Genomic DNA, 18,780 nt, shown 5'->3' on the forward strand with positions numbered 1-18,780 from the left:
CTGGGGTGGTTCATGGGATCAGCCCTTCGGATCTCAGGGCGTCGTCGATCTGGCGTCCGATACGGGCGACAGAACTCACCGGCTTGATCGTGGCTGGGGGCGAGAGGGTGTGCGAGATCGCGATCGAGACGTTCTGGTAGGCGGGGGTCTGCGGACGTACGCTTCCTGATTCCAGTGCCCTCAGCACCGCGGGCGCGTACGGGGAGTCGGAAACGAACGCCCGCTCCGAGTACAGCTCGCGCAGGGTGGGCGGGCGGCCGCCCTTGATGGCGGCGGTCAACTGGTTCTCCCGGTTGCGCAGGCACAGCGCCGCCTCAAAAGCCAGCCGGGGGTGGCGCGAGTAGGCACTGATCGCCAGATCGAGGCCGCCGACGGTCGGCCGCGATGGCCGGTCGGCGTCCACCCTCGGGTAGGGGGCCCAGCGCAAGTGCTTGAACAGCGCGGGGTTGTTCGCCTTCATCGAGGGATGGACGAACGGGTAGTTCAGCTCGAATGCCGCGCTTCCGGACTCCATGGCCAGCCGGTTCTGGTCCTCCATCTGGTTGGACAGCGAGGGGTCCGCCGCCGGCGAGGTCGCCAGATCGTGCATGATCCGGGCAGCCTTGACCGCCGGCGCACCCAGCGCGGGCGCTGAGGCGTTCGGTGTGAGAATCGACCCTCCGGCGCTCTCCACGAGCGTGTTGAACCAGACGGTCAGCCCCTCGTACTGGGCCCCCTGGATCTCCACATAGTGCGGCTTGCCCTTCCGGGCGAGATCGCGGGCCATGTCGAGCATCTGGGCCCAGGTCTTCGGCGGAGTGGGGACCAGGTCCTTGCGGTACCACAGCAGCTGCGTGTTGGTGGTGAACGGGACCGCGTACAGCCTGCCCTTCCATATCGCCGTCCGCAGCGGTTCGCGCAGCGTGCCGGTGGTGGCCTGCCGCCGGTCCGCCCCGGTCCACGGAAGGACCCAGCCGGCTTCGGCGAATTCCGCCGCCCAGGTCACATCGAGACCCAGGATGTCCAACGATGTGTCATGGGCAGCGAGCCTGCGTACGAGTTGCTGCCGCTGGCCGTCCGCCGACCGTGGCAGCTTGTTGTAGCTGATGGTGTAGCGGCCGCCCGAAGCCCGGCCGCACTGGTCGGCTGCCTGCTGGAACGCGCCCGATTCCTCGGCGAAGGCGTACCAGTTGAGGGTGGCGCGGCCGGTCGGCTCGGCGCCGGCGCACGCGGCCAGCGGCGCCGCCAGCAAGGGCAGTGTGGCAACAGTCCGCTGCCATCCGCGGCGCCTGAGCGATCCGCGCCCGCCGCGTGGCCGCTGCCCCACTGCCGCGGTGGCTGTTCCGTACATACGCTCGCAGACCTCACTCCCGAGCCGGCGGCTCCACGGCCACCTGACTACCTGCGCGGCGCTCTGTGACTGCGGAGGACGCTAATACGCGGGCAAAACGATAGCAAGCGTGCATAGGTGACAAATCGTGCACATGTCGCTGGTGGGTGGAGCGCCTGGTCGCGGGCCGCTCAGAGCACGACCGGCAAAGGTGACGGAAGTCTGACGATGAGCCGAAGGCACTGGCCGTCGCCGGTCCGCGGGTGCTCGAATCACCATGTGAACGCCGAAGACAGCAACGTCGACGGAGTCGGCACACCGGTCGGCCGCCGTGTCGTACTCGGAATGCTCGGCCTCGGTGCCGCGGGCGTGGCCGTCGCGCCCCGGGCGCAGCGCGGCCTGGAGTCCGCCCTGAGCCGTGTAGCTGGGAAAGACCCCACCGGCCTGAGCGGACTTCTGCCCACCGGTGGAGGCTTCCGCTACTACTCGGTCGCCCCATCCGTCCCCCCCCGCACCGCGTCCGACTACCGCCTCACCATCGACGGCCTCGTCGACCGCCCCGCCAGTCACCATCTGGCGGATCTGCGCGCGCTTCCTCAGGACCGGCTCGTGCGCGATGTCCAGTGCGTGACCGGCTGGCGAGTGCCGCAGACCTCCTTCACGGGCGTACGGCTCTCCCGGCTGCTCGACGCCGCGGGCGTACGACCGCAGGCCAAGGCCGTCCGCTTCACCTGCTTTGACGGCGCCTACAGCGAGAGCCTGACGCTGGAACAGGCCCGTCGCGACGACGTGATGGTGGCGCTGCGCATGCAGGACAAGCCGCTGACCCACTCCCACGGCGGCCCGGTGCGCCTGTACGTCGCGCCCATGTACTTCTACAAGTCGGCGAAATGGCTGTCCGGCATCACCGTCACCGACCAGGTCCAGCCCGGTTACTGGGAGCAGCGCGGCTATGACGTCGACGCCTGGGTCGGCCGCTCGAACGGACGCGACGATGCACCAACCGTCTGACCACACCACCGCGCCGCCGAGCCGCCCGTCCGGCACCGCCGCCGCCCCGCCGCGCGTACGTCGATTCACACGCGCCGTACGCTGGATCCACCGAACCACCGCCGCGCTGATGGCGGCTTGCGTACTGACGGCCGCCTGCCTCTACCTACCCGCCCTGGCCGAGGTCGTCGGCCGCAGGTTCCTCGTCGTCACCATCCACAAGTGGTCGGGACTGCTGCTGCCCGCGCCCCTCCTCCTGGGCCTCGCCTCCCGCGCTGTCCGCGCGGACGTGCGCCGCCTGGGTCGCTTCGGTGAGCACGACTGGCGCTGGCTGCGCTCCGCATTGCGCCGCGACCGGCGTCTTGAGGCGCGTCCGGCGGGGAAGTTCAACGCGGGGCAGAAGCTGTATGCCGCTCATCTCACGGGCGCGGTACTGGTCATGCTGGGCACCGGGCTGCTGATGTGGTTCACCGGTCTGGCCCCGCTGGTGTGGCGCACGGGCGCCACCTTCGTACACGACTGGCTGGCCCTCGCCCTCACGGTGCTGATCGCCGGGCACGTCCGGATGGCCGTCGCGGATCCTCAGGCCCGGCGCGGGATGCGTACGGGCAGTGTCGACCCGGCCTGGGCGCGCCGTATGCATCCGCTGTGGCGGTACGACGACAAGGGCGGGCGCCCCGAGGACACCTGAGCAGGCCGGAGAACCGTGCGCCGCACCGCGGCCGGTCCAGGGAGCCGCCAACGAGCGGCCCGAGGGCTCCAGCGGTAGCCGCGCCCACGTGGCCGTGCAGCACGCCGCGCCGTGGGAACGCTCCGGTGTCCGGATCCCTGGACGGCACGCTGCCCTGCGGCGACGCGGCCTCTTGGAGCGGCGCGCCGGTCGGTGGCTCGGCCACGGTTCCTCCCGGTGCGGTGGTTTTCGGGCGCCGCTTTCAGTCGCTCGACTTCCCGGCTCCTGCGCGCCGGGGAGCCATGTGCCCCTCACAGGACTGGCTGCCGACCGATTTCGAACCGTCCGGACACACCACGTTCTCCCAGCTCGTCTCCGACAAGTCAGCCTCGTCCAGCCGCGCTCCGCGCAGATCGGAGCCGGACAGCGTGGCACCGGCCAGCTTGGCGCCGCGAGCGTCCGCGTCGCCGAAGTCGACCTGGGTGAGGGAGGCGGAGCGCAGATCCGCGCCCTGGAGCTGTGCTCCCTCGAAGCTGACGTTCGTGAGCACGCCCTTGTCGAGCATGACCCCGCTGAGATCCGCACCGCGCATGTCGACCTGCGAGAGCGAAGCGGAGGTGAGCACGGCGTGGCGAAGGTCGGCGCCGCGCAGGTCGACACTCTCCAGGGACATGCCGCGCATGCGTGTGCCGTAAAGGTTGCCGCGGCTCAGGTTCGCTTCGGAGACCAGGCCACTGAGCGTCGAGCCCTCGAGATTGACGCAACGAAGTTTCTTCTGCCACAGCTCGGACCCCGGGACCGCGCGGCCGGAGAGGTTCTTTCCCGCCCCGTCGGGACAGCTTCGGCCGTGCTTGTCCTGTCCGCAGGCTGCGAGGAAGGCCGCGGACACCGCGATCGCGAGGACGCAGAGGAGCAGACGAGGCAGACGCATGTTCATGAGCCATCCCTGGTTCGACCCGATCAATAATCCGGCGGGACGGCGTATTCGCCCGTATTCCTCGCGGTGTGTTTCCAGACCTGGAGAAAATGAGGCGCCAAGCCGGACGTATTCGGCCTGATTGACCGCCTCATGGGCGCTTGCGAGACTGAAACTGTCGGTATCCGGCACCGGGCGGACGGCGCCAGGAGGCGAGCCCGCCTGTCGCCCCAACAGGTTATGGATCGTGCGATGCAGTCTGACCAACAGCCCTCGCTGTACGACCGCCTTGGTGGCGTCTACAACATCGCCGTTGTGGTCGACGACCTCATCGACCGGATCATGACGGATGACCGCCTGAACAAGAACCCGGCCGTGGCCGAGGCGCACCACCGTGTTTCCCCGCAAGGCTTCAAATTCCTGGTCACGGAGATGGTGTGCTGGGCCGCCGGCGGGCCGCAGGAGTACTCGGGGCGGTCGATGGGCGACTCCCACCGGCAGCTGCACATCACCGACGACGAGTGGGCCGCCTTCATGGACGACCTGCACCAATCGCTGGCCAGGTTCCATGTGCCGGCCCCGGAGGAGCGAGACCTCGTCGCCATCGTCGAAAGCACGAGGGACGCCATCGTCATCGCCCCGCCGCCCGCTGGCTGACCAGGAGTCATGGAGCAGGTGCTGTCATCACGGTCGCATAGGTGATCAACGCCGGATGACGGCGAACGCGACATCGTCGCCGGCGCCGCCGGTCACGGCGCTCGCAGGACCGTGGCGGGCCCGTCGGCGGCTCGGATCGCGCCACTGAGAGCTGCTGTGCTCTGTCATGACACCGGCGGCTTCCAGACCCTGCCCGGCCACACCGCCCTACCGGGCGTCTCGGTCCGCCACCGGCTTCCGGCCATGCGGGGTCTGAAGCGGACAGCGGCCACGCCCCGGAATCGGGCCGGCCGGATGCGCAGAACCTCCCCGGAGGCGGTCGCCTTCCTTACGCTGGAAGTGGCCTGTTTCCTCGGCACGCGGCGGGGCGGGCGGGCTGCCTCTCGGGCGGATTCGGCGGGCGAAGACGGGTCGGAGGCGAGGAAACAATGCAACATCGGGCGAAAGGGGCGCCGGGGCGGGGGTCCCGAGGCTGCGGGCGGACCTGGTGTTCGGGGCACACGATGTCGACTCTCGGCATACAGGGGCGCTGCGGACTGTGACGGAGCGAGTGTTGGTGTTCGCCGGGGTGGCGCTGGCCGCTGTCTATGTGCTGGGGGAGGATGGCCACGAGCTGTGCCTGGCCGAGACGGTCGGGGACGCCGCCGCCGATTACGGGCTTTCCCAGTGCTACCCCCTCTCCGGCAGCTCTCCTGTCGCCGACGCCTTCCGTACCGGCCGGCCGCTGTGGCTGAACACCTCGCAGCTCGCCACCTACCGCGAGAGCGGCCTGGGAACGCCGTCCGGCGAGGTATCGCTCGGCGTGCTGCCGCTGGGAGCGGACGGCAGACGGCTGGGGTGCCTGGTGGTCGTGGACAACGCCAGGGACGGTTTCGACGCCCAGCGGCGCAATTTCCTGGAGCTGTACGCCGACCAGGTCGCCGCACGGCTGGAGGCAAGTGGTGAACTGAGTGGAGCCGCCAGGACCGAGCCGCACTCGATCCTGGGTCCCGCCCTGGACCGGGTCCGTATCGGCTCATTCGCCCTGGAGCCGCGTACCGGGCGGATCGACGCGGACGCCCAGCTGCTGGAACTGGTCGACATCGCCCCCGAGGACTTCGACGGACGCGTCGAGACCCTGCTCGAACACACCGTCCCGGACGATCTGCCCGCGCTCATGTCCATCCTCGAGCCGGGCCATATGACCTCCGGCGGCCGGGACCTGGAGTTCCGCATCCGCCGGTCCACCGGCGAGCTGCGCTGGCTGCGTATGCGCTGCCGAGTGCTGGTCGACTCTTCCGGCGAGCCGGAGCGGGTGCTGGGCGTGGTCGACGACGCCTCGCGGCTCCGGCCCAGCGCCGACGACGTCTCCCGGGTGCAGCGGCTGTCCGCCGCCCTGGCGGGCGCGATGACCATCCGGGACGTCGGCCGCGCTGTGGTCGCCCACCTGGGGCGCCCGCTGGGCGCCGACCGGGTGGCACTCGCCGAGCTCGAGGGCGACCGGCTGGTGGTGACCACCCTCGACCCGCCGGACCCCTCTGCCTGGCCGGAGACCTGGCAGTCCGAATGGCGTTCGGAGTGGCCCGATGCGCCCACCCGCGCCCTGCCCACGCTGGAGGCCGCGCTGCGCGAGGGCCATGCGACTCTGTGGCCCGCGGGCGCCGATCTCGAACCCGGTCTCGCGGGCATCGGCCCCGGCGGTCTGGCGGTTCTGCCGCTCCCGGCCGAGGGGCGCATGGTCGGGGTGTGCCTGGTCGGCTGGGAGAAGCCGCACGAGTTCGGCCCCGAGGAGCGGTCCCTGCTGACCGCGACCGCGGGTCTGGTGGGGCAGGCCATGGTGCGCGCCCGTGCCTTCGACGCCGAGCACGAGCTGGCCACGATGCTCCAGCGCAGCCTGCTGCCCCGCCATCTTCCGGAGCTGCCCGGAGGGGTGGCCGTCGCTCGCTATCTGCCGGCGACCGTGGGTCTCGAAGTGGGCGGTGACTGGTACGACGTCATACCGCTGTCCGAGGGCCACGTGGCGCTGGTCATCGGGGACGTACAGGGCCACAGCGCCGCGGCTGCCACGATCATGGGCCAGATGCGTACGGCGATCAGGGCGTACGCCGTGGAGGGCCACCCGCCCGACGTGGTCATCGCCCACGCCAACCGGCTCCTCGTCGGGATGGAGACCGACCTGTTCGCCACCTGCTGCTATGTCGGCCTGGACATGGAGGAGGGCAACGCCTGGTTCGTCCGGGCAGGACATCTGCCGCCGTTGCTGCGAAACCCGGACGGCACCACCGAGGAGGTGATGGTCGAGGGCGGGCCCCCGCTCGGTGTGCTCGCGGAGGCGGAATTCCCCATGACCGCGGTCGGACTGACCCCCGGCACGGCCCTCGCCCTGCTGACGGACGGGCTGGTCGAGTCCAAGAGCCTCACCCTTGAAGAGGGCATGAGCCGGGTACGCGGCGCGCTCTCCGCCGCCGACCCGTCCGACCTCGGGCGGGTGGCCGACGAACTGCTCGGCGGCGCCGCCAGGCGCGACGACGACGTGGCGCTGCTCCTCCTGCGGTACGACGGGATGAAGGTCCGGCCGATCAGGGTCGGGTGGGCGGTGTGGCGGCTGCCCGACGCCGTGATGCACGCACGTCGCTTCGTCGCCCGTACCATGCGCTCCTGGAACGTGGCCGAGGAGATCGACGTGATCCTGCTCGTCGTCTCCGAGCTGGTCACCAACGCCCTGGTGCACACCCAGGGGCCGGTCCGCCTCGACCTCACACTCGCGGGCAACCGCCTGCGGGTCGCGGTGAGCGACTCCTCGCCGCGTACGCCCGTCAAACCGTCGAGCGTGGACTGGGAGTCCACCGGCGGCCGGGGCCTGCTGCTCGTCGAGGCGATGTCGGCGTCCTGGGGCTCGGTGCCGCTCAGCGGTGGCAAGCAGGTGTGGAGCGAGGTCCCGGTATCCCAGAGCGAGCCTGTAGCGGGGGACGCCGAGCCTGGAGCGGGCTAGTTGTTCTGCGTCAGCCAGGGTTTGCCCCGCTCGCCGTCCTGGCACGGCCATCTGCTGCGTTGCCCGATCGACCGAGCAGGCCCACTACGAGGCTGATCCGGCGCCTTGCAGCTGACCGCACCAGGTCACCTCGCTACCGGGCAAACCCTGGCTGACGGCACTAGACCAGCGGCGCCGGAAGCCTCTCCTTGCGGCCGTTGCCAATGAGGTGGAAGGTGGAAAAAGGCCTGTTCGGGAGTTTGCCGTACATACTTCGCGCAGCGCCTCGCCACAGTGGGTCGCCGGCCGCCGCACCTCGCTGCCGGTGAAGGGAAGCACCAATGGCAACCGTGGCCTGCAACAGCAGCACCCGGATCTGTCCGGGCTTCGAACGGCGGGCGGGGGACGGGTGGGGGAGGTCCCTCGCGTGACCACCTGTCTGCGTCGTACCGCCGTGGCCGTGGCCACGCTGTCCATGGCCGTCAGTTTCGGCGCCTGCGGAAAGGCCGGTGAGTCCGGTGCCCCGGGCGGGGCGGAGACCGGCAAGCGCTTCAAGATAGGCCTGCTGCTCCCGGACAACCAGACCGCTCGCTGGGAGCACTTCGACAAGCCGCTGATCGAGGCGGGTCTCAAGAAGCGGTGCGGCAACTGCACGGTGGAGTACGCCAACGCTCGACAGGACGTGGCCACCCAGCAGCAGCAGGTGGACTCCATGATCACCAAAGGGGTCGATGTCCTGATGCTCAACCCGGTCGATGCCAAGTCACTGCGTACGTCGGTGACGAAGGCGGATCGAGCCCATATACCGGTCGTCTCCTACGACCGCCTCACGGAGGGCCCGATCTCGGGTTACGTCTCTTTCGACAACGATCAGGTCGGCAGATTGCAGGGCCAGGCACTGCTCCAGGCCCTGGGCGGTACGGCGCAGGGCCGTCAGATCGTCATGATCAACGGCCCTCCGACTGACCCCAACGCGACTCAGTACAAGAACGGCGCGTTGTCCGTCCTCCGCGGCAAGGTGCGGATCGGCAAATCGTACGAAGCGGACGGGTGGAAGCCGGAGAACGCCAACACCGATATGTCGGGCGCCATCGCCGCCCTGGGTCCCGAGAACATCCACGGCGTCTACGCCGCCAATGATGCCCTCGCTTCCGGCGCCGTCGCGGCCCTCCAGGCCGCCAACGTCGAGCCGCTGCCCCCCATCACCGGTCAGGACGCCGAACTCTCGGCCATCCAGCGCATCGTCACGGGCGAGCAGTACATGACGGTCTACAAGCCGTTCAAGCCCGAGGCCGACGCCGCGGCCGCCATGGCCGTCGCCCTGGGCCGCGGTCAGAGCCTCGACCGCATCGCCACGGAGAGGGTCAGCAACAAGACCGCCAAGGGTGTCCCGGCCGTCCTGCTCACCCCCATCGCCGTGACCGTTCACAACGTCAAGGACACCGTCGTCAAGGACGGCATGTACACCATCGACCAGATCTGCACGACGAAGTACAAGCCCGCCTGCGACAAGGCGGGACTCACCCCGTAAGGGCCGGACCGCCGGTCCGACGGGGAGGTACAAGGAGATGGTTCACGTGTCAGCACCACCCCTGCTGGCGTTGCGCGGAGTCTCCAAGCGGTTCGGCGCCGTCCAGGCGCTCACGGACGTGGAGCTGGAGATCTACGCCGGTGAGGTCGTCGCTCTGGTGGGAGACAACGGCGCCGGCAAATCCACGCTGGTCAAGGTGATCGCAGGTGTCAGCCCCGCCGACGAGGGCGTCATCCTGTGGAAGCAGCGGATCGTCCAGATCAAGCGCCCCCACGACGCCCAGGCGCTGGGCATCGCGACCGTTTACCAGGACCTCGCCCTGTGCGACAACCTCGACGTCGTGGGAAACCTCTTCCTCGGCCGGGAGATCCGCAGGGTCGGCGTCCTGGATGAGGTGGAGATGGAACGCCGCACCCGCGAGCTGCTGGCCAAACTGGCCATCCGGATCCCCAGCGTGCGCGTCCCTGTCGCCTCGCTTTCCGGCGGCCAGCGGCAAACCGTCGCGATCTCCCGCTCCCTCCTCGGCGACCCCGAGGTCGTCCTGCTCGACGAGCCCACCGCCTCCCTGGGTGTCGAGCAGACCATGCAGGTCCTCGACCTTGTGGAGCAGCTGCGGGACCGCGGGCGCGGGGTGCTCCTCATCAGCCACAACCTGGGCGACATCAAGGCCGTCGCAGACCGGATCGCGGTGCTGCGCCTCGGCCGCAACAACGGATTCTTCGATGTGAGGACCACCTCTCAGGAACAGATCATCGCTTCCATCACCGGTGCCACGGACAACGCCGTGACCCGCCGCAAGGCGGGGGAGGCCTGGCTGTGAGCGGGAGGGAGGCAGAGCCGTGAGCTGGAGAGGAGCTCTGAAGAACGTCCGTCGCGGCAACCCGTACGGCGGCGCCGCCGGTACCGCACCCATGCGCGTCGACCAGCGCCTGCTGGTTCGCAAGCATGGCTTCAGGGGCTACCTCGAGGAATTCCGGCGCAGGCTGAGCAGCGGTGAGCTCGGTTCGATCCCCGTCGTCCTCGGCCTGGTGATGATCTGGGCCATCTTCCAGAGCCTCAACAGCAACTTCCTCTCGCCGCGCAACCTGTCGAACCTCAGCGTCGACATCGTCGGCACGGGTCTGATCGCGGTCGGCATCGTCTTCGTGCTGCTGCTCGGCGAGATCGACCTGTCGGTCGGCTCCGTCAGCGGTCTCGCCGCGGCGATGTTCGCGGTGCTGAACGTGAACCAGGGCATGTCGGAATGGCTCGCGGTCATCGTCGCGGTGCTGTGCGGCGCTGTCATCGGAGCCCTGCACGGCTTCTTCTTCGCCAAGATCGGCGTGCCCGCGTTCGTCGTGACCCTGGCGGGACTGCTGGCCTGGAACGGCCTGATGCTCTACGTCCTGGGCACCAGCGGCACCGTCAATCTCGATGACGAGGGCCTGGTCGCCAAGCTGACCAGCTACTACTTCAACGACATCGCCGCCGCGTACGGCGTCGCGGCGATCAGCGCAGCCGCGTTCTTCCTCATCTCCTGCAGCGATGCGCGCCGCAGGAGAGCCGCCGGGGTGCCGCACCGGCCACTCGGCGAGATCGGGGTACGCACGGGGTTGCTGGCGGCTGTCGCGTTCGCCGTGGCCTATGTGCTCAACCAGTTCCAGGGGCTGCCGCTCGCCCTCCTGATCTTCCTGATGTTCGTCGCCGGCTATGACTATGTGCTGCGCCGTACGGCCTACGGACGGCGAGTCTTCGCCGTCGGCGGGGGTGTCGAGGCGGCCCGCCGCGCCGGCGTCAGTGTGGTGTGGATCCGGATATCGGTGTTCATGCTGTCCGGGACGATGGCCGCGATCGGCGGCCTGTTCCTGGCCTCACGGATCACCTCGGCAAGCCAGACTTCGGGCGGCGGCAATCTGCTGATGAACGCCATCGCCGCGGCCGTCATCGGCGGCACCAGCCTCTTCGGCGGGCACGGCACCACCTGGTCCGCGCTGCTGGGCATGCTGGTCATCCAGTCGATCGCCTCGGGCATGGCCCTGCTGGGCATCCAGGTGGCCGTCCAGTTCATGATCACCGGTGGTGTGCTGCTCGCCGCCGTGGTCATCGACTCGCTGACGCGCCGCTCGCAGAAGGCGCATGGCCTGGCTTGACCGGCGCCGGACTGCCTGATCGGCCGCTGACGGTGCCGTCCAGGCAGACCCAGGCGCCGTTGGGGTGTATCTGACCTACCTGACGGCACCAACGTCCGGCGGCTGAACGCCCCGCTACGACGTACCCGCCCGGCCCGCTCATGGCTCCACGACGATCTTGCGGCCCTGCCCCGACCGGAACTGGTCGAGGGCCTGCGGATACTGCTCCAGCGGCAGCCGGTCGCTGATGAAGACGGCCGGGTCCAGGACGCCTGTCGCGAACAACTCGGCGGCGCGCTCGTAGCTGTGCAGCACCGCCATCGAGCCGGTGATGGTGATCTCCTGGTTGTAGATCCGGTACGGCTCGATGACGGCCCTGGTCGCGTAATCCGCGACGCCGAACTGCAGGAACGTGCCGGCCTTGGCCACTCGCCCGATCCCGTCCTGGATGGCGGCCGCGTTGCCGGTGGCGTCGATGACGACCTCCCAGCCGGACGGCCGGTCCAGCTCGTCGGCCGAGGCCGCGGCCTGCGAGCAGCCGAGCCGCTGCGCCGTCGCCAGCCGCTTCGGGTTGATGTCCACCACATCGATCCGGGTGGCCCCGGTGCGCTTGGCCAGCTCCAGCATCATCAGGCCCATGGTGCCCGAGCCGTAGATGAGCACGTCGGCGCCGATCCTGCTGGCGAGCACGTCGTAGCCGCGCACCGCGCACGAGAGCGGCTCGATCAGCGCGGCGTCCCGTACGTCGACGTGCTCCGGCAGCCGTACGCAGTTGGCGACGGGGGCGACGACGTACTCGGCCGCGCCGCCGGGGACGGTGACGCCGATGGCGGCCCACCGGTCGCAGAGGTTTCCCCGCCCGATGCGGCAGTAGCGGCACTCGTGGCAGGGGAGGGAGGGGTCGACGGCGACCTTGTCGCCCACGGTCAGTTCGGTGACCCGGCTGCCGGCGCCCACGACCTCGCCGGCGAATTCGTGGCCCGGGGTGATCGGCAGGGTGGGTGCGAACTCGCCCTGAAGGATGTGTAGATCGGTGCCGCACAGGCCGCAGGCCGCGACATCGACGACGACCTCGCGCGGCCCCGGAGCCGGGTCGGGCACCGAGGTGAGCGTGACCTTGCCGGCGGCTTCCACGATCGCGGCCCTCATTTGACTGCTCCTAGGGACAGGCCCTGGACGAGTTTGTCCTGGGCGGCGAAACCGGCTGCGACCACCGGCAGGGAGATGACGGTCGAGGCGGCGCACACCTGTGCCAGGAACAGCCCCTGGCTGGTGATGAACCCGGTGAGAAACACCGGCGCGGTCTGCGCGGTGACCCCCGTCAGCACGCGGGCGAAGAGCATCTCGTTCCAGCTGAAGATGAAGCAGATCAGCGCGGTGGCCGCGATGCCCGGACCGGCGACGGGGGCGACGACCCGGCGGAGGATGGTCGGCAACCGGGCACCGTCGATCTGAGCTGCCTCGATGACGGCCACCGGCACATCGGACAGAAAGGACTGCATCATCCACACCGCGATCGGCAGGTTCATCGACGTGTAGAGGATGACGAGCAGCCAGATGTTGTCGAGGAAACCGGTGTTCTTGGCGAACAGATACACCGGCAGCAGCCCGGCGACCACCGGCAGCATTTTGGTGGACAGGAAGAAGAACAGCACATCGGTCCACTTGCGGACCCGCCGGATGGACAGCGCGTACGCCGCGGGCAGCGCCAGTACCAGCACCAGCACGGTCGAAACGACGCTCGCTGTGGTCGAGTTGATAAGCGCGGGCCACGGACTCGCGCCGCCGGCCGCCCCGAAGAAGCTGCTGTAGGCGTCCAGGGTCAGGGCGGCGGCCACGGACGGCGGGTTGGTCGCGGCGTCGGTCTCGGAGTGCAGCGACGTGAGCACCATCCAGGCCACGGGCAGGAAGAAGACGATGCCGGTGAGCCAGGCCAGCAGGCCCAGCGCGGTGCCGCGGCGCCGGGCCCGGCGAGCGGGCGGGGAGAGCACGGTGGTGGTCATGCCCGGGACGCCTCCTCGCGGAAGAGGGAGGACACCACGCGCAGCGCGAGCGTCGCGATCACGATTGAGCCGATCACGACGAGCACGCCGGCGGCGGAGGCCTGCCCGTACTCGTGGGCCTGATAGAAGGTCTGGTAGATCGTGTACGGGAGGTTGGCGGTGCCCAGGCCCCCGGAGGTGATCGTGAACACCGCGTCGAAGTTCTGGACGATATGGATCGAGCCGAGCAGCACGCCCAGTTCCAGATAGCGGCGCAGGTGCGGCAGCGTCAGGTAGCGGAAGATCTGCCAGTTGGTCGCGCCGTCCAGGCGGGCCGCCTCCACCATGTCGAGGGGGCGGCTCTGCAGGCCGGCCAGCAGGATCAGCATCATGAAGGGCGTCCACTGCCACACCAGCGCGGTCTCCACCGCGGCCAGCGGCATGGCCGAGATCCAGTCGGGCTGTAGTGGGCTCCCGGCCCCGAAAAGCCTGCCCAGCCAGGTCGCGGCACCGTTGAGAAGGCCGTACTCCGGATTGAACAGGACGTGCTTCCACAGCAGTGCGGACGCAACCGGGACCAGCAGGAACGGTGCGATGAGCAGGGTGCGTACGATGCCCCGGCCGAAGAACGTACGGTCCAGCAGGAGGGCCAGCAACAGCCCGAGGACGAGGCTGGCGAGGACCGATACCGCGGTCAGGACGGCCGTGGTGAGGACGGACTGGCGCAGGTCCGGATCGGTGGCCACGGCGGTGTAGTTGGCCAGGCCCGCGAAGCGGCGGCTGTCGGGATAGAGGGCGTTCCAGTCGAAGAGGGAGATCACCAAGGTCGCCACGAAGGGAAGTTGGGTGACGGCGACCAGGAACACCAGGGCGGGCAGGAGCGGGGCACGGGTGGCCCAGACCCGAGGACCCTTGATGCGGGAAGCCGGTGCGGTGCTGGCGGGTGACGACTCGGTGCGTGTCGCGGGGATGGTCAGCGGGGTGCTCATCGGCGCTGGTACTCCTTGCCCACCTGCTCTGCCGGAGACTGCGCCTTCTTCAGGGCCTGCGCGACGGACTGGCGCCCGGCGACGGCTGCGCTGATCTCCTGCGAGACCTTGGTGCCGAGATCGGAGAACTCCGGAATGTCGACGAACTGGATGCCGATCGTCGGCCGCGGCTGGACACCGGGGTCGCGTGGGTCGGTACCGGCGATCGACGCGCGGGTGACCTCGGCGAACGCGTGGGCCGCCGTGCGGTACTCGGGACGGGCATAGGTGGAGGCGCGCTTTCCCGCGGGTACGTTGGCCCAGCCGAGCTCCTTCCCGACCAGCGACTCGTACTCCTTGCTCGAGGCCCAGGAGATGAACTTCCACGCGTCGTCAGGATGCTGGGACGCCTTCTGCAGCCCCCAGGCCCAGGTGTACAGCCAGCCGGAGCTCTTGGTCTTCACCACCGGGGCCTGTACATAGCCGATCTTGCCCTTCACCGGGGAGTTCGGCGCCTCCAGCGAGCCGGCCGCGGCCGTGGCGTCGTACCACATGGCGGTCTTGCCCTGAGTGAGGTTGTTGAGGCACTCGGCGTACCCGGACTGGGCGGCGCCGGACTCACCGTGCTTGCGCACCAGGTCGACATAGAACTTCGTCGCCTTGGTGAACTCGGGGGAGGTGAGCTGCGCCTGCCAGTCCTTGCTGAACCACGTGCCGCCGAAGGTGTTGACGACCGTGGTGAGCGGGGCGATCACCTCGCCCCAGCCGGGCTGGCCGCGCAGGCAGATGCCCTTCATGCCGGGCTTCGCCCCGTCGGCCTTCGCGGCGAGGTCGGCCACCTGCTGCCAGGTCGGCCTTTCCGGCATCTTCAGGCCCTTTGCGGCGAACACGTCCTTGCGGTACATGAGGAAGGACGACTCGCCGTAGAAGGGCTCCCCGTACAGCTTGCCGTCGTCGGCGGTCAGGGACTCCCTCATGGGCGCGAGGATGTCGGCCTGGTCGAAGGCCTTGTCCTTGGTGGCGTAGTCATCAAGGGGCAGCAGCCAGCGGTTCTTGGCGTAGAAGGGCACCTCGAAGTTGCTGATCGTGGCCACGTCGTACTGGCCCGCCTGGTTGGAGAAATCCTGGTTGATCTTGTCCCGGACGTCGTTCTCCGGCAGCACGGTGAAGTTGACCTTGATGCCTGTCTCCCGGGTGAAGTGGGCCGCGGTCAGCTTCTGCAGTGCGGTCATCTGCGGGTTGTTGACCATCAGGACGTTGATGGCGTGGTCGCCCTCGGCGGTCGTCGCACCGCCGGCACCGGCGCACGCGGTGAGGAGTGCCCCGGCGGCCGCGGTCATGGCGAGGATGCGCGGACGGCGTCGTATCTGCAGTGGCATGGAAGGCTCCCAATCGGCTCGGTGGGGAGTGGGTTCTCGGGCGGGGCGGACCGGTCAGGGCATGGGGAACCAGGCCGCCGTGGTCGGTGGAAGGAAAGAGAGACAGAGATGGTGAAATCGTCAGCATTCGGCCGGTTTTACACCCGGATGATCTGCGGTCCCAGCAACGAGTAGCGATGCGCCTCGCTCACGGGCAGTCCCGTGTCGGTGACGATCGCTTCGAAGTCGGGTACATCGGCGAACCGGCAGAAGCTCACCGCTCCGAATTTGGTGTGCACTCCGGCGAACACCCTCCGCCGGGACACCCGCAGCACCTGCGCCTTGACCTCGCTGACCGCGGGGTCGGGGGTGGTCAGCCCATGCTCGCGGGAGATGCCGTTGGCGCCGATGAATGCCAGGTCGATCACGAAGCCGGAGAGCATATGGGTCGCCCAGTGGTCCACGGTGGCCATCGTTCCGCCGCGCACCCGGCCGCCGAGCAGCAGTACGGTCGTACGCTCCCGGGCGGCCAGTACGCCGGCCGTCGCCAGCGAGGCGGTAACCACCGTCAGCGGCCGGTCCCGGGGCAGTGCCTCAGCGATCAGCTGGGGTGTGAACCCCTCGTCGATGAAGAGCGTCTCGGCGTCCCCGACCAGATCGGCGGCCGCTTCGGCGATCCGTGACTTCTCCGGTACGTGCATGGTGGTACGGAAGGCGAGCGTGGTCTCGAAGCCGGCGCTCTCCACCGGGTGGGCCCCGCCGTGGGTGCGCCGCACCAGGCCGTGCTCCTCCAGGACGCGCAGGTCGCGGCGCACAGTCTCCTTGGACACCCCGAATTCCGCGGAGAGTTTGGCGACGTCGACGGAGCCTGTCTGCCGCGCCAGCTCGAGAATGGCCCGGCGTCGCTCCTCCGCGTCCATGGGGCACCTCGTCTTCCAAGATCCATGACCGAAACCACGCCCGTTCGGGCGTCGTGTGAGATTTCTACAAGCGCCGAGGTGCTGTGACCAGGCTCAGCGCTGCATGGATCGCGACCGGATGTGCCCGTTTGCGAAATCCCGAATCCGCTGTCTGCCAGGGCATCGCGCGGATGGACCGGCCGTGCCGTATGCCCGGACAGGGTGTTCCGGGTGCCCGTATCGTGCCCGATCAGCGGGCCGAGGGCTCGGTGCGCCATGTGGCGGGCAGGTCAGCTGGAATTCACGGTGAGGTGATTGGTGCGGAAGGTGAGGCCGCCGGGGGAAGAGGCGATCTCATAACCGAACTGCACTCTGCCGAGGACGACATCGCCCATCCAGCGCTTCGTTTTTGTCACCCAGTCCAGGACCGGCTTGACGTTCACCGTTCCGGCCACGCTGTTGGACGTCCGCACGAAGGTGATGACGTTGTGGCTGTCGCCCAACGGGTCGTCGACCTTTCCCTTGTACACGGCCCAGCGGTGCCCGCCGAGCCATACAGTGCTCTGGTACCAGCCGACCGGGTGGAGCGAAAGGGTCCTGTTGACCCACAGCATGATCTCGTAGTCGTTCTTGCTGTCCCAGAGGTCGATGGAGGTGTTGTGTACCCCGGCGCGCGGAACGGTGACGTTGTAGCTGGTCGTCAGGGTGCGGATGGCGCTGGTCCGCTTGCCCACGTATGTGGTGGCGTTGGGGTAGGACTTGACGTTCCACGTGTCGGGGTGATTGGCCCGTACCCACCAGGCCGAGGCGGAGGTGGCCCAGATGGTCTGTGGCCCGGCGCCGGTGCCCCAGATGTTGTTCTGCATGATGTAGCGGCCCGTGGCCCAGCTGCCCCACCGGTAGCTGGTGAACCAGGTGGCCGCGGCGGCGGGTTGCGCAGTGAGCCCGAGCAGGGCACCCAGCGCGGTCAGCATGCCGAGCAGGGACGACGTACACGGCTTTATTCTCATGGACGTCTCCTTCTCGGCTGTGAGTCCCACGGAGGGACGGAAGGCCGCGACCGGAGCCCGCACAGGCACTGCTCACATCCACTGAAAGCCATTCGCCGCGGGGCGGCAACACGAGCGGGCAGTGCAGGCCTGATATGCGCACAGGCCTCTTGTCGCCCTGCGGAACCTCGCGAACACTACGAGTCATGCCGATGGTTGCGCTTGTAGGAACGCTGGACACCAAGGGCATGGAGTACGGCTGGCTTCGCGACCGCCTTCTGCGGTGCGGCGTCGAGGTCGTGCTCATCGATGCCGGAATCGTCGGGGAGCCTCGGGTGCGGCCCGACATACCACGCACCGAGGTGGCCCGCGCGGCGGGCGCGGAGCTGAGCCGGCTCCGCGCGGACGGCGACCGTGGCGCGGCCGTGACCGCCATGGCCCGTGGCGCGGCGGAGATCGCTCTGCGTCTGCACGCTGAGGACCGTCTGCACGGTGTACTGGCCATCGGGGGCAGCGGCGGCACCTCGATAGCGACCCGGGCGATGCGGGCCCTGCCGCTGGGCGTACCCAAACTCATGGTGTCCTCGATGACGTCCGGCGATGTATCGCCTTACGTCGGGTCCACCGACATCGCGATGATGTACAGCATCGTCGACATCGCGGGGGTCAACCGGGTGTCGGCGCCGATCCTCGCCAACGCCGCGTACGCGATCGCCGGGATGGCCAAGGGCTTTGCGGCGGCCGCACGAGCGGAGCGATCGGTGAATCTGGGAGCGGGGGAGAAGCCCCTGGTGGCGGCGACCATGGCGGGCGTGACGACCCCTGGCGTCGATGCGGCCCGGGAACGGCTGGCCGAACTCGGCTACGAGGTCCTCGTCTTTCATTCCGTCGGCTCCGGCGGGCGCTCGATGGAGGCGCTGACCGAGCAGGGCGTCTTCGCCGGAACGCTGGATCTGACGCTCAGTGAGATCGCCGACGACCTGCTGGGCGGCAGCCTGTCCGCCGGCCCCGACCGGCTCACGGCCGCAGGCCGGAAGGGGATTCCGCAGGTGGTGAGCCTGGGCGCGCTGGACATGGTCAAATTCGGGCCGGTCGACTCGCTCCCGGAGCGCTTCCGCGACCGCCAGGTGCACATACACAACCCCTCCGTCACGGTCATCCGCACAACGGTGCCGGGGTGCGCCGAACTTGGCCGCCGCGTCGCCGCGAAACTGCGGGCGGCGACGGGGCCGACAGCTGTCTGCCTCCCCCTGCGCGGGCTCTCCACCCTCGGCGCCCCCGGCGGCCTGTATCACGACCCCAAGGGCGACGGTGCCCTGTTCACCGCACTGCGCGAAGGCCTGCGCGGCAGTACGGTCGAACTCGTCGAACTCGACACGCACATCAACGATCCGGCCTTCGGCCGGGCCGCAGCCGAACGCCTGCACGCGATGATCGACGCGCGGTACTAGCC

16 protein-coding genes are annotated in these 18,780 nt (G+C 69.1%); 8 read left to right on the top strand and 8 right to left on the bottom strand.

Going from position 1 to position 18,780, the window contains the following annotated elements:
• Positions 1–10: 10 nt before the first annotated feature.
• Complete coding sequence (locus ACY34J_RS21670) at positions 11–1,231, bottom strand: ABC transporter substrate-binding protein (RefSeq protein ID WP_462728172.1); 1,221 nt, start codon at positions 1,229–1,231, stop codon at positions 11–13.
• Positions 1,232–1,654: 423 nt separating this feature from the next.
• Here ACY34J_RS21670 and ACY34J_RS21675 point away from each other — a divergent pair, with 423 nt between their 5' ends.
• Positions 1,655–2,320: a molybdopterin-dependent oxidoreductase gene (locus ACY34J_RS21675; RefSeq protein ID WP_462728188.1), complete on the top strand. Its 666-nt coding sequence runs from the start codon at positions 1,655–1,657 to the stop codon at positions 2,318–2,320.
• Positions 2,304–2,990 carry a cytochrome b/b6 domain-containing protein gene (locus ACY34J_RS21680; RefSeq protein ID WP_462728173.1) on the top strand — a complete coding sequence of 229 codons (687 nt, stop codon included), beginning with the start codon at positions 2,304–2,306 and terminating at the stop codon, positions 2,988–2,990. The genes ACY34J_RS21675 and ACY34J_RS21680 overlap by 17 nt, the downstream gene beginning before the upstream one ends.
• Positions 2,991–3,231: 241 nt before the next feature.
• On the opposite strand, the gene ACY34J_RS21685 is transcribed toward ACY34J_RS21680, so the two are convergent.
• Complete coding sequence (locus ACY34J_RS21685; protein ID WP_462728174.1) at positions 3,232–3,906, bottom strand: pentapeptide repeat-containing protein; 675 nt, start codon at positions 3,904–3,906, stop codon at positions 3,232–3,234.
• Positions 3,907–4,137: 231 nt separating this feature from the next.
• Here ACY34J_RS21685 and ACY34J_RS21690 point away from each other — a divergent pair, with 231 nt between their 5' ends.
• From ACY34J_RS21690 to ACY34J_RS21710, 5 genes are all read left to right on the top strand, one after another.
• On the top strand, positions 4,138–4,542 hold the full coding sequence (locus tag ACY34J_RS21690; RefSeq protein ID WP_462728175.1) for a group I truncated hemoglobin: 405 nt from the start codon (positions 4,138–4,140) through the stop codon (positions 4,540–4,542).
• A gap of 538 nt (positions 4,543–5,080) precedes the next feature.
• On the top strand, positions 5,081–7,513 hold the full coding sequence (locus tag ACY34J_RS21695; protein ID WP_462728176.1) for a SpoIIE family protein phosphatase: 2,433 nt from the start codon (positions 5,081–5,083) through the stop codon (positions 7,511–7,513).
• A gap of 406 nt (positions 7,514–7,919) precedes the next feature.
• Entirely contained in the window at positions 7,920–9,023 is a 1,104-nt protein-coding gene (locus tag ACY34J_RS21700) for a sugar ABC transporter substrate-binding protein (protein WP_462728177.1), read from the top strand.
• A gap of 37 nt (positions 9,024–9,060) precedes the next feature.
• The gene (locus ACY34J_RS21705) at positions 9,061–9,843 is read left to right on the top strand and encodes an ATP-binding cassette domain-containing protein (RefSeq protein ID WP_462728178.1); all 783 of its coding nucleotides are present in this window, start codon (positions 9,061–9,063) and stop codon (positions 9,841–9,843) included.
• A gap of 91 nt (positions 9,844–9,934) precedes the next feature.
• Complete coding sequence (locus ACY34J_RS21710) at positions 9,935–11,152, top strand: sugar ABC transporter permease (protein ID WP_462728189.1); 1,218 nt, start codon at positions 9,935–9,937, stop codon at positions 11,150–11,152.
• Positions 11,153–11,290: 138 nt separating this feature from the next.
• Here the strand turns inward: ACY34J_RS21710 and ACY34J_RS21715 are convergent, their stop codons facing one another.
• The 6 genes from ACY34J_RS21715 to ACY34J_RS21740 all read right to left on the bottom strand — a co-directional run bounded on the left by ACY34J_RS21715 (position 11,291) and on the right by ACY34J_RS21740 (position 17,348).
• A complete protein-coding gene (locus ACY34J_RS21715) occupies positions 11,291–12,280 on the bottom strand; it encodes a zinc-dependent alcohol dehydrogenase family protein (RefSeq protein WP_462728179.1) in 990 nt (329 codons plus the stop codon).
• Positions 12,277–13,134 carry a carbohydrate ABC transporter permease gene (locus ACY34J_RS21720; protein WP_462728180.1) on the bottom strand — a complete coding sequence of 286 codons (858 nt, stop codon included), beginning with the start codon at positions 13,132–13,134 and terminating at the stop codon, positions 12,277–12,279. The genes ACY34J_RS21715 and ACY34J_RS21720 overlap by 4 nt, the downstream gene beginning before the upstream one ends.
• Entirely contained in the window at positions 13,131–14,102 is a 972-nt protein-coding gene (locus tag ACY34J_RS21725; RefSeq protein ID WP_462728181.1) for a carbohydrate ABC transporter permease, read from the bottom strand. The genes ACY34J_RS21720 and ACY34J_RS21725 overlap by 4 nt, the downstream gene beginning before the upstream one ends.
• Positions 14,099–15,460 (bottom strand): ABC transporter substrate-binding protein, encoded by a 1,362-nt coding sequence (locus ACY34J_RS21730; RefSeq protein ID WP_462728182.1) that lies wholly within the window; start codon positions 15,458–15,460, stop codon positions 14,099–14,101. Before ACY34J_RS21730 ends, ACY34J_RS21725 begins: the two co-directional genes overlap by 4 nt.
• A 137-nt stretch (positions 15,461–15,597) precedes the next feature.
• The gene (locus ACY34J_RS21735; protein ID WP_462728183.1) at positions 15,598–16,359 is read right to left on the bottom strand and encodes a DeoR/GlpR family DNA-binding transcription regulator; all 762 of its coding nucleotides are present in this window, start codon (positions 16,357–16,359) and stop codon (positions 15,598–15,600) included.
• A 269-nt stretch (positions 16,360–16,628) separates the two neighbouring features.
• Positions 16,629–17,348, bottom strand: a complete 720-nt coding sequence (locus ACY34J_RS21740; RefSeq protein ID WP_462728184.1) for a GH12 family glycosyl hydrolase domain-containing protein — start codon at positions 17,346–17,348, stop codon at positions 16,629–16,631.
• Positions 17,349–17,533: 185 nt separating this feature from the next.
• Between ACY34J_RS21740 and ACY34J_RS21745 the strand changes: the two genes are divergently transcribed.
• Entirely contained in the window at positions 17,534–18,778 is a 1,245-nt protein-coding gene (locus tag ACY34J_RS21745) for a Tm-1-like ATP-binding domain-containing protein (RefSeq protein ID WP_462728185.1), read from the top strand.
• Positions 18,779–18,780 lie beyond the last annotated feature (2 nt).

This window comes from Streptomyces sp. HSS9-12 (genome assembly GCF_054963655.1).